Below are 14,320 nucleotides of genomic sequence, written 5' to 3'. Positions count from 1 at the left end.
TCCCGCCGACCGGGTGCGCGTTCCCACCCCGTGCCCACCTCGGCCTCCTCCCGACCCCATCAAGGGCCCCGTTCCCGATCCCGCCGATCCCGGCCTCACCAGGACGGGTGGGCGTCGTCCCGGCCGTCGCGCGCCGCGTCCAGGGCGTACTCGGGCGACAGCACGCCCATCTGGGCGATCTTGATGCCGGCCTGGAAGCGGCTGGTGGCGCCCAGCTCGTCCATGATGGCCGACATGTGCCGACGGCAGGTCCTGGCCGCCATGCCGAGCCGGTTGGCGATCACCTCGTCCTTGAGGCCGGACGCCATCATCCGCAGCAGCGAGAGCTTGATGTCCGCGGAGACCTCGTCGTAGCTCACGTCCCTGCCCTCGAACGGCATGGCGCCCGCCCAGGCCCGTTCGAAGCCCCGGTAGAGGAAGTCGACCACCACCGGATGAGTGATCATCGCGGCGCCCGAGGGGGCGTCGCCCTGCGGGTCCGTGGGGATGAAGGCGAGCTGCCGGTCGAAGACGAACATGCGCTCCAGGCTTTCGGAGGTGGTGCGGACCAGCCCCCCGTGCTCTGCGGTCCGGGCGACGTAGGAGCGCATGCCCAGGCTGGCGCGGGTGGTGTGCTGGAACAGCATCCGCCGGGTGATGCCGCGCTTGAACATCGACGCCTCGGTGGAGACGGCGTCGGCCCGGCGTCCCTCGCGCTTCCAGCCGCCGGGCCGCATGACGACCACCTCCCGGGTGCACCGCAGGCTCGCCGCGTCGATCTCCCGCTGGACCTCGGCGGGGTCGGACACCAGGTACACGCCCTCGGTGCCCTGGGGACGGGCGGCGGCCCGCGCCAGGTCCTCGGAGATGCGCTGGATCCGGCGGGTGTTGACGTCGATCGCCTGTTCCCGCCGCCTGATCTCGTCGGCCAGCGGTTCGTTCAGCACGGTGAGCGCCAGGTCGGGATGGACCGGGATCAGCGTCCCCTCCGTGTCCTTCTCCATCAGCAGCTTGAGGTCCAGCAGGTTCTCGCAGGCCTCGGCCGCCTCGGCCGGGCCCATGCCCAGCTCGGACGCCACCGTCCCGGCGTCGACGTGACCGCACATGATCGCGTACCTGTACACGGCGACGGCGGTGTCCATGAGTTCCGGCGGAGCCGCCGGAATGTCCGTACGCATGTTGGATCGCTCACCTCCACGGCACTCGAACGTCACGGCACGGGGCTGCAGACCAGCCGGAACTGGGACGCGGTCTTCACGATGGCCTTCTCCACGTCGTCGGTACACGCCCCGCGGAACCGGAACCGCGCTCCGACGTGCTCGTAACCGCCCACCCGGGGCACCAGGCGTCCCACCGGCGGCACGACCCGCGCGTACGGGCCCTCCTGCGGATCGATCCGCAGCTCGGCCGAGACCACCCGGCAGGGAGCCGGTACGGGGGTCGGCACCAGCAGCCAGCCACCGGTCTCCCAGGTGGCCGGCACCCGCAGCGAGGGGGTGCGGCCGAGCTGGACGTCGGCGGCGGCGGCCATCAGGTCGATGCCGTGAACCTCCCGCCACAGGAAGGGGATCTCGGCGCCGCCGACCCGGTACCCCGCCTCCAGGAAGGTGATGCGCGGCAGGCCGTCACCCCCGGATCCCACGAACACCTCCAGGTGGAACACCCAGGGCCGGTCGCTCAGGGCACCGGCCACGGCGGCGGTGAAGTCGCCCAGCGGGCCCAGCAGGTCCGGGTCGTCGACCTCCACGGAGCCGAGCACCTCGCCGACGGTGAAGTCCACGCAGGTGTTCAGGTAGCGCGACGCCCGCCAGGGACCCAGTTCCGTACCGGTCCACAGGCCGTCGACGTGGTAGACCGGGTCGGGACAGAAGCGCTGCACCAGCCGCGGTTCCGGCGCCAGGTCACCGAGCGCGGACACCTCCTCGGCGGAGTCGAGCCGCAGCACGCCCCTGCTGGCGGTGCCGCGCCGGGGCTTGACCACCACGGGCCAGCCGTGCGTCTCCGCGAAGTCCAGCACGGCCTCCGGGCCGGGCGCGTCGGCGAAGGCGGGGACCGCCAGACCGGCCGCCGAGACCGTCCGGACCATCGTCAGCTTGTCGCGGAACCGGGCCAGCCGGTCCGGCCGCTGCCCCGGGTACCCGAGATGGGCGCGGAGCCGGGCGGCCGTGTCGAGGTCGCCCTCGTTGAGCGCGAGCACCCGGGCCGGGGGTCCGAAGCGCGCGGCCAGCGTCTCCGTGGCCGCGCGCACCGCCTCCAGGTCGTCGGTGGCCGGGACCGTCACGATCTCCGCGGCGGTCTCCGGTACGGACGCCCTGCCCAGCTCGGTGGTCACGTAGCTGACCCGGTGGGCGTGGTGGTCGATGTAGTGCTCGTACAGCGCGTGCCGGTCGCGCCAGCGGTGGATCACCAGGATGTGGTCCGTCATGGCCGTTCCGTGGAGATCCAGTAGGTGCGGGCGCGCCGGTTCCAGCGGCGGCGCAGGGGGTCGCGCGTCACCCGGGCCAGCAGGCCGGCCGGGGTGATCACCAGGTAGTAGGCGGAGAGAAGTGCCACCTTGCGCATCGGGGATGCGTTCCTTTCTCGGACGTACGGGGAGGCGGGCACGTACGGGAGGGGCGGGTGCCCGGGTCAGTCCAGCGGGATGGCCTCGCGCCAGTCGTTCTCCTCGCGCCACTCCGGCTGGGCCGTCTTGTCCAGCAGGAAACCGCCCATGGCCAGCAGGTCGATGTTGGTGCGCATGAAGCAGGCGTACGCCTCGCGCGGGGAGTTCACGATCGGCTCGCCGCGGACGTTGAACGAGGTGTTCACCAGCACCGGGCAGCCGGTCTCCTCCTTGAAGGCGGCCAGCAGCCGGTGGTAGGCGGGGTTGTTGTGCTCGGTGACGGTCTGCACCCGCGCGGACGAGTCGACGTGGGTGACCGCGGGGATGGTGGACCGCTGCACGCGGAGCAGGTCCAGCCCGGTCGCGCCTCCGGTGTCGGCGGCCTCGATCCGCTGCGCCGCCGAGACCCCCGCGACCACGAGCATGTACGGGCTGTCCTGCTTGAGGTCGAAGTAGTCCTTGGCGTCGGAGGCGAGCACCGACGGCGCGAACGGCCGGAACGACTCCCTGAACTTGATCTTGAGGTTCATCTCCGACTGCATCCCGGTGTCCCGCGGGTCCCCGAGGATGGAGCGGGCTCCCAGCGCGCGGGGCCCGAACTCCATCCGTCCCTGGAACCATCCGGCGATCCTGCCCCTGGCCAGCTCGGCGGCGACCCTGCGGGCCAGCTCGTCCGGCTCCAGCCGCGTGTAGGGGATGCCCTCGGCGTCCAGGTAGGCGCCGATCGCCTCGTCGTCGTAGGCGGGCCCGAGGAGCGACCCCGACATCCCGTCCCGCCCGGTGCCCAGGTGCGCGCGCGGCGCGCCCCGCTCGGAGGCGACGACGAGGGCGGCGCCCAGGGCGCCTCCGGCGTCACCGGCGGCGGGCTGGATCCACACCTCGTCGAAGACCTCCTCCTGGATCACCTTGCCGTTGGCCACGCAGTTCAGCGCCACCCCTCCGGCCAGGCAGAGCCGGGACTCGCCGGTCACCCGCCGGGCCGTACGGGCCAGGGCGAGCACGACCTCCTCGGTGACCTGCTGCACCGAGGCGGCCAGGTCGAACTCGCGCTCGGTGAGGGGGCCTTCGGGCAGCCGGCGCGGCCCGTCGAAGAGCCGCTCGAACCCGCGGCCGGTCATCACCTGCCCGCGCAGGTACTCGAAGTAGCGCATGTCCAGCCGGAACGAGCCGTCCGGCTTCAGGTCGATCAGCCTCTCCCTGATCAGGTGGGCGTAGCGGGGCCGGCCGTAGGGGGCCAGGCCCATCAGCTTGTACTCGCCCGAGTCCACCTTGAAACCGCAGAAGTAGGTGAACGCCGAGTACAGCAGCCCCAGCGAGTGGGGGAAGCGCAGCTCCGCCAGCTGCCGCAGCCGGTTCCCCCGCCCGTGCCAGAGCGTGGTCGTCGCCCACTCGCCGACCCCGTCGATGCAGAGCACCGCGGCGCTCTCGTACGGGCTGGGCAGGAAGGCGGACGCGGCGTGGGACTCGTGGTGGCGGCGGATCACGATCCGCGGCACCGGTCCGGCGTCCAGCTCGGCGAGCCTGCGCCGCAGGGTCGTGGCGACGTCCAGTTTCCAGGAGAGCCACTCGGGAAGGGTGGCGCTGAACGAGGCGAAGCCCCGCGGAGCCGCCCCCAGGAAGGTCGACACCACCCGCCGGAACTTCAGCTTCGGGTCCTCGTAGTAGGCGACCGCGGACACGTCGCCCAGGTCCGCCCCCGCCTCGCGCAGGCAGTACTCCACCGCCCGGGACGGGAAGGCGGAGTCGTGGCGGCGGCGGGTGAAGCGTTCCTCCTGCGCCGCCGCGACGGGGACCCCGTCGGCGACCAGCGCGGCCGCGCTGTCGTGATAGTAGGCCGAGATGCCCAGGACCAGGTCTGACACGGGCGTGCTCCTTCGGGGTGCTGCGGAGGGGTGCTGCGGAGAAGGGCTCAACGGGGGTCGCGGGGCGCTCGTGCCCGACGTGCGGCCTGGCGGGCCCAGAACCCCCTCGGCGGGTTGAGTGACCGGTAGCCGGCCCGGACCCGTCCCCAGGCCCGCGCCTGGGCGCCGGTTCCCCGGGAGGAGGGCAGCGCCGCCATGTAGGTGTCGACCGCGTCTGCGGCCCACGCGGAGTGACCGCTGGCGACGTTGTCGATGGTGTTGTGGATGTCGACGAACCGGGTGCTGAACCCGTGCTTCCTGAGGGCGATGCGGGCCCGCCGGTAGGTGCCGCCGACCCCGGACAGCTCCATGGCCAGGTTCAGCCCCAGCACCTCGGGCATGAACGTCTGCGGGAACCGGCCGATGCTGAGCCAGTACACCGGCAGCTCGAACGAGCCCTCCCGCAGGCCCGGCCAGCGCGCGAACTCGGGCGTCCCGGTGGGCGGCAGCTCGATGCCCATCTCCGCGAGGACCTGGCGGTAGATCAGCGGATGGTTCAGCTTCACCTCGCCGTTCCCCAGCTCGTCCCAGTAGGTCTCGAAGAGGGAGTGGCCGATCTCGGAGGAGGCGTGCTCGTAGTCGGTGAACCCCTGCAGCCAGCTCCCGTCGATCAGGGTCAGCGGCGCCAGCTGGAGCGTGGAGTCGATCAGCTCCTCGCGCGACGGCACCGGCACGTCGGCGTTCTCCTCGAACTCGCGCCCGTGCCGGTCGTGCTGCTCGGCCAGCCAGGGCCGCAGCCCCTCCGGGCTCCACCGCTCCGGGAGCTGCAGCTCGCCGTTGTCGATCCCGTGCCGGGACCGGGCGAGCCAGCGGTGCACGTACGTCAGCGCGAAGCGGCGCAGGGCGGGCGTGTCGGTCCTGCGCTGCAGCAGGTGGTAGGCCTCCCGCAGCCCCGAGGGGGTACGCCCCTGCTCCGGCGGGGCGGCGTGCAGCGACGGCAGCACCAGCGGGTCCCGGCCGGGAACGGCCGGGAGCGGCACGGCCGCCGGCCCGTCCCCACCGGCGGGGAGCGCGTCGATCCAGCGGCGGATCACCGACAGGTCCTCGGGGCCGAAGACCCGGAACATCGGCCCGCGCTCACCGACCAGGCCGTTGACCAGCGAGCTGGCCGACGAGCGCCCGGGTTTCACCAGGCGGCTCCCGGCCAGCGCCTCCAGCAGCGGCCCGGGGTCGGTCCGGCTCTGCTTCAGCCACTCCGACAGCGACCGGTCCTGCAGCGTGAAGTCGTGGTGGTAGACCGATCCCTCGCGGGACCTGATCCTCAGCAGCTCGGCCATCTCGTACGCGGGGTCGAGGGAGGCGTCGAGCTCGGCGTGCAGGTCGTCGCTCCAGCGCCGCAGCGCGGCCAGGGCCCAGCCGAAGCCCAGCGCCACCCGCTCCGCGTCGCCCCCGGCGGGACGGGACACGTCCCCCCTTCCGCCGGGCGCCGCGTCGAGAAGCGCCTCCACCGCGACGCGGCTCTGCTCGGCCCCCGAGCGCCATCCGGCCTGCCGGACGGTGCCCGGATCGATCGCGGTCCAGTCCGTGGCCGCCGGATGCGCCTGCCTGACCAGGCTGAGCGCGGGCGGCAGCCCGGCGGAGCGCAGGCACAGGTCGGCGCCGAGGATCTCCGGCCGGAAGTCGTCCGGACGGCGGCTCATGCCCAGCAGCAGGGCCGGCAGGTAGAAGGCCCCGTCGGCGATCCGCCGCTCCAGCGCGAGACGGGCCCGCGGGACGGCGTTCTCCGACAGCAGCAGGTGACGCAGCAGGACGAGATAGGCGCTGCCCCGGGAGGCGCGGGGATGGCCGACGCCCACGTCGGAGGCGTACAGGGTGAGGATGTCGAGCACGACGGCGTCGTCGGCGTTCCCCGGGGAGCTCAGCCACTGCAGCCACGCCCCGGACGCCAGGCCGAGCGGGGCGCAGCCGAGCGCCGCCCGGCGGACCAGGACGTCGCCGGCGCCGGGCGGGCCGGAGGAGGCGCGCTCCATCAGGGACCGGTAGCGCTCCCTGTCCTGCCCGGCCCAGGTCGCGGCCTGCTCGACGAGATCGTCCAGCCGTGGCGTGCCGTCGTGCGGGCCGGCGAGCCGCCGCAGTTCGGCGCGGATCTCCTGGACGAACCCGCCCGCCGGGAACGAGCCCTCCGGATCGCCGGCCCTCGCGTACAGCGTCCTGGAGGTGGATTCCGTCCCGCCCCGGGGTTGCGCGTCCGGAGGAGATGTGTGTGACGTACGACGTCGCACCTTCCTGCCCTTCCTTCGTGTCTCAGGGATCCGTCCCCCGGCGAGCCGGGGGATCGCACGGGCTCGTCAGAACATGGGGTAGATGGACGCGTCGTCCTTCTTCTTCTTGGGCCTGCGGCCGAAAAGCCTGGACAGCACCCTTCGCACGAACGACATGACGGCACACGTTCCTTTCGGGGGTTCGGTTCGGGACGGGTCGGCTTGAGCCCGGTCAGGTCAGGCCGAGGGAGTCGGCCAGGATCCGGGAGACGATGTCGTGGCCCTCGTCGGTGAAGTGGGCCCGGTCCACGAAGAGCCAGTCCTGCTCCCGTACGGCCTCGGAGAGCACCGGGTTGATGTCGAAGAAGTCGATCTTCTTCTTCTCGCAGGCGTCGCGGAGCGCCTCGGCGTAGGCGCGGCCGGCCTCCTTGGTGGCGATGTCGCCGTAGAGGGACCAGAAGTTGGACTTCTCGTCCAGCTCGCCGAACAGCAGCCTCTCCTGTGGGGCGTGCTCCTCCCTGACCCAGGTGGCGAGCGGCTGCATCACGAAGGAGAGCCGTGCCCCGGTCTGTCCGGCCAGCAGGCGCCAGCCTTCGAGGTGGCGGACGGTGAGGTCCGCCGCGTAGGAGATGCGGTCCGCCAGCGGCGGCACCGGTGCCTCCTCGGGCGGGGCGGTCCTGCGCTCGGCACGCCGGCCGAAGACCACGGGCGTCTTGCGATGCCGGGCGCGCAGTTCCTCCATCTGCTCGAAGTACTCGCCGCAGTTGAAGAAGCCGCCGTGGTCCCCCCGCTGCCACTCGGGCAGCCGGGCGAGCGCCAGGTTGTTGAGCCCGGAGAAGACGACGATCTCCTCGATCTCCGGGAGCAGGTGACGGTAGAGCAGGAAGAGCGACAGCTCCTGCGTCGAGTTGTAGCTCCGTCCGGCGAAGTTCAGCCAGGGCACCGACGGCGCGTACTCGGTCCACAGCCGGGAGGGGATCGTGGCGGCGTCGGTCGTGGAACCGATGCCGAACGCGGTGGAACTGCCGGCGAACAGCCGCACCGGGCCGCGCGGCAGGTCGCCGCCTGCGGAGGCGCGGGCACCGGCGCCGTGGGAGATGCGGAAGCCGAGCGCGTCGGTGTTGATCACCTCGGAGCGGTAGCCCACCCGGTGGAAGTACATCAGGTAGGGAAGCCACCGGGTCTCCGAGCGGTGGTCGAAGTCGTCGTACCGCAGCATTTGAGGCGTGAGGGCAGCGCGCTGCGACTTCACAGGTGATTCCTCCTTGGTCGTGGCCGTCGGCCGCCCGCGCCGATGGCGGGCGGCCCGGGACCGCGATGACGAAAAGGTCTTCCTGCCGATGCCCTGGAGTATTCGGGCATGGCAAAAGTTAAAGGTGGTGCGACATCGAACGCTGATATCCACTGAGGGAGATTTGTTCCGAGCGGCGTCCTCGTCGCTGCCGACCTGTCACCCCGATTTTTCCCGTGTCCTGCGCCCAAGGCAGGGGGAATTGGCTCAACCACGACAAAGGTAGCAAGGCGCCCGTGCGCTATCAAGCTCTTGATTGACATATATCCATGTGATAACAGCGGTTATCGGTTTTAACGGTCCGCATTTGTTAACGGAAGATGTACTCGAATATCACGATGGGTGACCCCGTGTATTAGAGGCCGTTTTCCATGTCAATGGGGAGGCGTGGCCGGGCCGGCCGCACGATCCGAAAATCGGCTTTCCGGCGCACCCGCCCTGGCCACGGCCCCGGCTCCGGCGTGTCCCACTCCCGGGCGAGGGCGCCGCCGCGGGGAGGTCGTCTACACCAGGACGGAGCGGTGTCCGGATGTCGAGACCGGCCCTGGGACCGGGCGCTCGCCGTCGGCGAACAATCAAGGCCGCCAAAAACACAATAAAAGACCGATATCATGAAAGTTTACGTTGAATCGGACACGAATGGGCGCGCGCACCATCGCCCCCTTCTTTTCCGTCCGCATCCCGTGGCCTACGGGACCCATGAAAAACGGCCCGCCGGTGACGACGGGCCGTAAATCGCGAAATGACGCTGCGTGGGGGACGGGAACAGGCGACGGGGTCCGCCGATCCGTCAACCGACGGAAATGAATAAGGGTCGACGTGGAATGCTCACGAAGAGCTTCCGGGTGGTCACACCATTTCGTTCTGCCGATTCATCCGCCGCGCCTTTCATGAGGACGGCTCAGGAATCGTTCGCGGAGGAGGGGAAGAGCGGGCCGCGGTGCACCTTGTGCTGGGCCGCCTGCGCGAGCGGCCGCACGACCAGCTGGTCGATGTTGACGTGGGGCGGCAGGCCGATCGTCCACGCGATGCACTCGGCGACGTCCTCGGCGACGAGCGGCCGGTCCACGCCGGAGTAGATCGCGGCGGCCTTGCCGGCGTCGCCGCGGAAGCGGTTGAGGGCGAACTCCTCGGTGTGCACCATGCCCGGCGCGACCTCCACCACCCGGATCGGCTCACCGGCCAGCTCCAGCCGCAGCGTCTGCACCAGCGCGTGCTCGGCGTGCTTGGCCGCGCTGTAGGCACCGCCGCCCTCGTAGTTCACGTAGGCCGCGGTCGAGGTCAGGGTGACGATCGTGGCGGTGCCCGCGGCACGCAGCAGGGGCAGCAGCGCCTGGGTGACGTGGAGCGTGCCGAGCACGTTGATGTCGAAACTACGGGCCCAGTCGGCGGGGTCGCCCGTACCGACGGACTCCGAGCCGATCGCCCCACCGGCGTTGTTGACCAGCACGTCACACCTGTCCAGCGCCGCGGCGAGAGCGGCGACGGACTCGGGGTCGGTGACGTCGAGGTGAAGCGCGCGCCCGCCGATCTCGTCGGCGAGCTCCCGCAGCCGGTCCAGGCGGCGAGCCGCGAGCACCACGTCGTACCCGTCCTTCGCCAGCCGTCTGGCCGTCGCCGCGCCGATTCCACTGCTCGCACCGGTCACAACCACGGTTCCGGTCATCAAATGCTCCCATCGGCCGGCGATTCACGAGAAACGAACACTGGGCAGAAGCAACAACGTATCAAGCCCCGCGAATCACGGAACCGCCGTTTCATCTGCTGGACGGACGCCCGCCGGTGCCGGTTCCCCCTGGATCGCCTGGGGACGGAGATCGACCCTCTGCTTTCGCGCGTGTTCCTGGAGCGACTTCACATCGTGGTCACTCCATGCCATCGCCTGGATGCCTTGGACGGCTGCGGCCAGGCCCTGGACGGTGGTGATGCAGGGAATGGCGCGCAGCACCGCGGCGGTGCGGATCTCATATCCGTCCAGGCGGGGGCCTGCTTGCCCGGGGCTGCCGAAGGGGGTGTTGACGATGAGGTCGATCTCGCCGTCGAGGATCTGTCCCACGATGGTCGCCTCACCTTCGGGGCCGGTGCCTTCGCTGTGTTTGCGCACGATCTTGGCATGGACGCCGTTGCGGCGCAGTACCTCGGCGGTGCCTTCGGTGGCCAGGATCTCAAAGCCCAGGTCGGCCAGCGCCTTGACGGGGAAGATCATGGCGCGTTTGTCGCGGTTGGCCACCGACACGAACGCCCGCCCCTTGGTCGGCAACGACCCGTAGGCGGCGGCCTGGGATTTGGCGTAGGCGGTGCCGAAGAAGGCGTCGATGCCCATCACCTCGCCGGTGGAGCGCATCTCCGGGCCCAGCACGATGTCCACCCCGCGGAAGCGGTTGAAGGGCAGCACGGCTTCCTTGACCGCGATGGGGGCGTCCAAAGGCAGGGTGCCGCCGTCGCCGGTGGCGGGCAGTAGTCCTTCGGTGCGTAGCTGGGTGATGGTGGCACCCAGCATGACGCGGGCGGCGGCCTTGGCCAGCGGGACGGCGGTGGCTTTGGAGACGAACGGCACGGTGCGGCTGGCGCGCGGGTTGGCCTCCAGCACGTAGAGGATGTTGGCCGACATGGCGTACTGGACATTCAGCAGGCCGCGGACGCCGACGCCGCGGGCGATGGCCTCGGTGGCGGCGCGGATGCGTTTGATGTCGTACCCGCCCAGCGTCATGGGCGGCAGGGAGCAGGCCGAATCTCCCGAATGGATGCCGGCTTCCTCGATGTGTTCCATCACCCCACCGAGGTAGAGTTCGGTGCCGTCGTACAGGGCGTCGACGTCGATCTCGACGGCCTCGTCCAGGAACTTGTCCACCAGCACCGGGTGGGTGCTGGCTGCGCCTGCTCGTTCCATGTAGGTGGTCAGGGTGGTGTCGTCGTAGACGATGGCCATGCCCGCGCCGCCCAGTACGTAGGAGGGGCGGACCAGGACGGGGTAGCCGATCTCGGCGGCGATGGCCAATGCCTCATCAGGGGTGACGGCGGTGCCGTGTTTGGGTGCGGGCAGCCCGGCCTCGGCCAGCACCCGCCCGAACGCCCCCCGCTCCTCGGCCAGGTGAATCGATTCCGGGGAGGTGCCCACGATCGGCACACCCGCATCCTTCAAAGCCTGCGCCAGGCCCAGCGGGGTCTGACCGCCGAGCTGCACGATCACGCCGACGACGGGGCCGGTGCTTTGTTCGGCATGGACCACCTCAAGGACGTCCTCCAAAGTGAGGGGTTCGAAGTAGAGGCGATCAGAGGTGTCGTAGTCGGTGGAGACGGTCTCGGGGTTGCAGTTGACCATGACGGTCTCATAACCGGCTTTGGACAGCTCGAAGGAGGCGTGTACGCAGGCGTAGTCGAACTCGATGCCCTGGCCGATGCGGTTGGGGCCGGAACCCAGGATGATGACCTTGGGCCGGTCCCCGGTGGGGACTTCGGTCTCCTCGTCGTAGGTGGAGTACAGGTAGGGGGTCTGGGCGGCGAACTCGGCGGCGCAGGTGTCGACGGTGTGGTAGACCGGTCGTACTCCCAGGGCGTGGCGCAGGTCGCGCACGCGTGCTTCGTCCATGTCGCGCAGCTCGGCGATCTGCGCGTCACTGAACCCCAGGTGTTTGGCGTGAAGGAGTGTGTCCGCGGTCAGCCGGGAAGCACGCCGTATCCGTATCGCGCTCTCTTCGATCGCCATGAGCTGGTCGAGGAACCACGGATCCACACTGGTGGCCTCGAACAGTTCCTGGACGGTGGCTCCGGCGCGGATGGCCTGGTGCATGGTGACCAGGCGCCCGTCGTGCGGGGTGCGACACGAGTGCAGCAGCTCGTCCTTGGAGCCGGGTTCGCCGGCCCAGCTGAAGGAGGAGCCCTTCTTCTCCAGGGATCGCAGTGCTTTTTGCAGTGCTTCGGGGAAGGAGCGGCCGATGGCCATGGCCTCGCCGACGGACTTCATGTGCGTGGTCAAGGTGGCGTCCGCGCCGGCGAACTTCTCGAACGCGAAGCGCGGTACCTTGACCACGATGTAGTCCAGGCTGGGCTCGAACGAGGCGGGGGTTTCTGCGGTGATGTCGTTGGGGATCTCGTCCAGGGTGTAGCCGATGGCGAGCTTGGCGGCGATCTTCGCGATCGGGAAGCCGGTCGCCTTGGAGGCCAGCGCCGAGGAGCGTGAGACCCGCGGGTTCATCTCGATCACGACCATGCGGCCGGTGGCCGGGTCCACGGCGAACTGGATGTTGCAGCCGCCGGTGTCGACGCCGACCTCGCGGATCACCGCGATCGCCACATCGCGCATGTTCTGGTACTCGCGGTCGGTGAGGGTCAGGGCGGGGGCGACGGTGACGCTGTCGCCGGTGTGCACGCCCATCGGGTCGATGTTCTCGATCGAGCACACGATCACGACGTTGTCGGCCCGGTCGCGCATCACCTCCAGCTCGTACTCCTTCCAGCCCAGGATCGACTCTTCCAGCAGCACCTCGGTGGTGGGGGAGGCGTCCAGGCCCGCGCCGGCGATGCGCCGCAGGTCGTGCTCGTCGTGGGCGAAGCCGGAGCCGACGCCGCCCATGGTGAACGAGGGCCGCACCACCAGCGGATAGCCCAGCTCACTCGCGGCGGTCAGGCACTCGTCCATGGTGTGGCAGATCAGCGAGCGGGCCGATTCTGCGTTGAGGCCGTGTTCGGCGGCGACGGTGGCGACGATGTCCTTGAACATCTGCCGGTTCTCACCGGCCTGGATGGCGGCCACGTCGGCGCCGATGAGTTCGACGTCGTAGCGCTCCAGCACCCCGGCCTCGTACAGCGAGATGGCGGTGTTGAGCGCGGTCTGCCCGCCCAACGTGGGCAGCAACGCGTCGGGGCGTTCCTTGGCGATGATTTTTTCGACGATGTCGGGGGTGATCGGCTCGACGTAGGTGGCGTCGGCGAACTCGGGGTCGGTCATGATGGTGGCGGGGTTGCTGTTGACCAGGATCACCCGGAAGCCCTCGGCGCGCAGTACGCGGCAGGCCTGGGTGCCGGAGTAGTCGAACTCACACGCCTGACCGATCACGATCGGCCCGGAACCGATCACCATGATCGACTGAATGTCCGTGCGCTTAGGCACCGTGGTTCTCCATCATGGTCGTCCTCTGTCCGGAGTCGTGCCGGCCGAGGAGTTCCTGCCGGTCGGCCGTCGAACCTTTCCCCTGGCTCATCAGCGCGCAGAAGTCGTCGAACAGCCCCGCCGAATCGTGCGGGCCGGCCGCGGCCTCGGGGTGGTACTGCACACTGAACGCCGGACGCCCCAGCAGCCGCAGACCCTCCACGCAGCCGTCGTTGAGGTTGACGTGGGTGACCTCACCCGGCCCGAACGGCGTCTCGAACCTCCCGTCAACCGGTGCGCGTACCGCGAACCCGTGGTTGTGCGAGGAGATCTCCACCTTGCCGGTCCCCTGATGACGCACCGGCTGGTTGACCCCGCGATGGCCGTAGCGCAGCTTGTAGGTGCCCAACCCCAGTGCCCGCCCGAACAACTGGTTACCGAAACAGATCCCGAAGAACGGCACCCCCGCCTCCAGCACGCCGCGCAACGCTTCCACCGGACCGTCGGCCGTCGCAGGATCGCCGGGGCCGTTGGAGAAGAACACCCCGTCCGGACCCAGCGCGAGGATCTCGGACGCGGTCACCGAGGCCGGCAGCACATGCACCTCACACCCCCGCTCGGCCAGCCGATGCGGCGTCATCGCCTTGATCCCCAGATCCACCGCCGCCACCGTGAAACGCCGCTCACCGATCGCCGGCACCACATACGCCTCGCTCGTGGTGACCGCCCCGGCCAGATCGGCACCCTCCATCGCCGGACTGCCCAGCACCCGCTCCAGCAACTCCGCCACCGGCGCCAAAGCAGCCCCCGAGAACACCCCCGCACGCATCGCACCCCGCTCCCGCAGATGCCGCGTCAACGCCCGCGTCCCCGCCATCGCGATCCCCACCACCCCCTGCTCACGCAGGTAGTCGTCCAGCGACCGCGTCGAACGCCAGCTCGAGGCCACCCGCGCCGGCTCCCGCACCACATACCCCGCCACCCACACCCGACCCGACTCGGGATCCTCGTCGTTGACACCGGTGTTACCGATGTGCGGCGCGGTCATCGCGACGATCTGACGGTGATACGACGGATCGGTCAGCGTCTCCTGATAGCCGGTCATCCCCGTGTTGAACACCATCTCACCGAAGGTCTCCCCCTCGGCTCCGTAGGGGATCCCGTGGAAGACACGTCCGTCCTCCAGCACGAGCAGGGCCGTCATCGGCTTCCTTTCAGAACTGGTCGGCCGGGCGCGTTATAAAGCAGGGGAGAGCG

General features: G+C 70.0%; 9 protein-coding genes. All 9 read right to left on the bottom strand.

The window, feature by feature from the left end; all coding sequences use genetic code 11:
- Window positions 1-95: 95 nt before the first annotated feature.
- The 9 genes from ABD832_RS21955 to carA all read right to left on the bottom strand — a co-directional run bounded on the left by ABD832_RS21955 (window position 96) and on the right by carA (window position 14,267).
- Window positions 96-1,157, bottom strand: coding sequence for a helix-turn-helix transcriptional regulator (locus ABD832_RS21955; RefSeq protein ID WP_344898393.1), 1,062 nt, complete (start codon window positions 1,155-1,157; stop codon window positions 96-98).
- Between the two features lie 32 nt (window positions 1,158-1,189).
- Window positions 1,190-2,404 (bottom strand): ATP-grasp domain-containing protein, encoded by a 1,215-nt coding sequence (locus ABD832_RS21950; protein ID WP_344898391.1) that lies wholly within the window; start codon window positions 2,402-2,404, stop codon window positions 1,190-1,192.
- The gene (locus tag ABD832_RS21945) at window positions 2,401-2,541 is read right to left on the bottom strand and encodes a hypothetical protein (RefSeq protein WP_344898389.1); all 141 of its coding nucleotides are present in this window, start codon (window positions 2,539-2,541) and stop codon (window positions 2,401-2,403) included. The genes ABD832_RS21950 and ABD832_RS21945 overlap by 4 nt, the downstream gene beginning before the upstream one ends.
- Before the next feature lie 66 nt (window positions 2,542-2,607).
- Complete coding sequence (locus ABD832_RS21940; protein ID WP_344898387.1) at window positions 2,608-4,443, bottom strand: carbamoyltransferase family protein; 1,836 nt, start codon at window positions 4,441-4,443, stop codon at window positions 2,608-2,610.
- A gap of 47 nt (window positions 4,444-4,490) precedes the next feature.
- Complete coding sequence (locus ABD832_RS21935) at window positions 4,491-6,704, bottom strand: iron-containing redox enzyme family protein (RefSeq protein ID WP_344898385.1); 2,214 nt, start codon at window positions 6,702-6,704, stop codon at window positions 4,491-4,493.
- 211 nt (window positions 6,705-6,915) lie between these two features.
- Window positions 6,916-7,935 (bottom strand): SGNH/GDSL hydrolase family protein, encoded by a 1,020-nt coding sequence (locus ABD832_RS21930; RefSeq protein WP_344898383.1) that lies wholly within the window; start codon window positions 7,933-7,935, stop codon window positions 6,916-6,918.
- A 940-nt stretch (window positions 7,936-8,875) separates the two neighbouring features.
- Entirely contained in the window at window positions 8,876-9,640 is a 765-nt protein-coding gene (locus tag ABD832_RS21925) for an SDR family oxidoreductase (RefSeq protein ID WP_344898381.1), read from the bottom strand.
- A gap of 75 nt (window positions 9,641-9,715) precedes the next feature.
- Window positions 9,716-13,084 carry a carbamoyl-phosphate synthase large subunit gene (gene carB / locus ABD832_RS21920; RefSeq protein ID WP_344898379.1) on the bottom strand — a complete coding sequence of 1,123 codons (3,369 nt, stop codon included), beginning with the start codon at window positions 13,082-13,084 and terminating at the stop codon, window positions 9,716-9,718.
- Window positions 13,077-14,267: a glutamine-hydrolyzing carbamoyl-phosphate synthase small subunit gene (gene carA / locus ABD832_RS21915; protein WP_344898377.1), complete on the bottom strand. Its 1,191-nt coding sequence runs from the start codon at window positions 14,265-14,267 to the stop codon at window positions 13,077-13,079. Before carA ends, carB begins: the two co-directional genes overlap by 8 nt.
- Window positions 14,268-14,320: the final 53 nt, after the last annotated feature.

Source organism: Streptosporangium longisporum (assembly GCF_039534895.1).
GTDB classification, from domain to species: Bacteria; Actinomycetota; Actinomycetes; order Streptosporangiales; family Streptosporangiaceae; genus Streptosporangium; species Streptosporangium longisporum.
This window is presented reverse-complemented; position numbering and strand designations above follow the sequence as displayed.

Bases quoted from the DNA above. Each gene is read 5' to 3' on its own strand.
- ABD832_RS21955 (WP_344898393.1), bottom strand. From the start codon at position 1,157: ATGCGTACGGACATTCCGGCGGCTCCGCCGGAACTCATGGACACCGCC.
- ABD832_RS21950 (WP_344898391.1), bottom strand. From the start codon at position 2,404: ATGACGGACCACATCCTGGTGATCCACCGCTGGCGCGACCGGCACGCG.
- ABD832_RS21945 (WP_344898389.1), bottom strand. From the start codon at position 2,541: ATGCGCAAGGTGGCACTTCTCTCCGCCTACTACCTGGTGATCACCCCG.
- ABD832_RS21925 (WP_344898381.1), bottom strand. From the start codon at position 9,640: ATGACCGGAACCGTGGTTGTGACCGGTGCGAGCAGTGGAATCGGCGCG.
- carA (WP_344898377.1), bottom strand. From the start codon at position 14,267: ATGACGGCCCTGCTCGTGCTGGAGGACGGACGTGTCTTCCACGGGATC.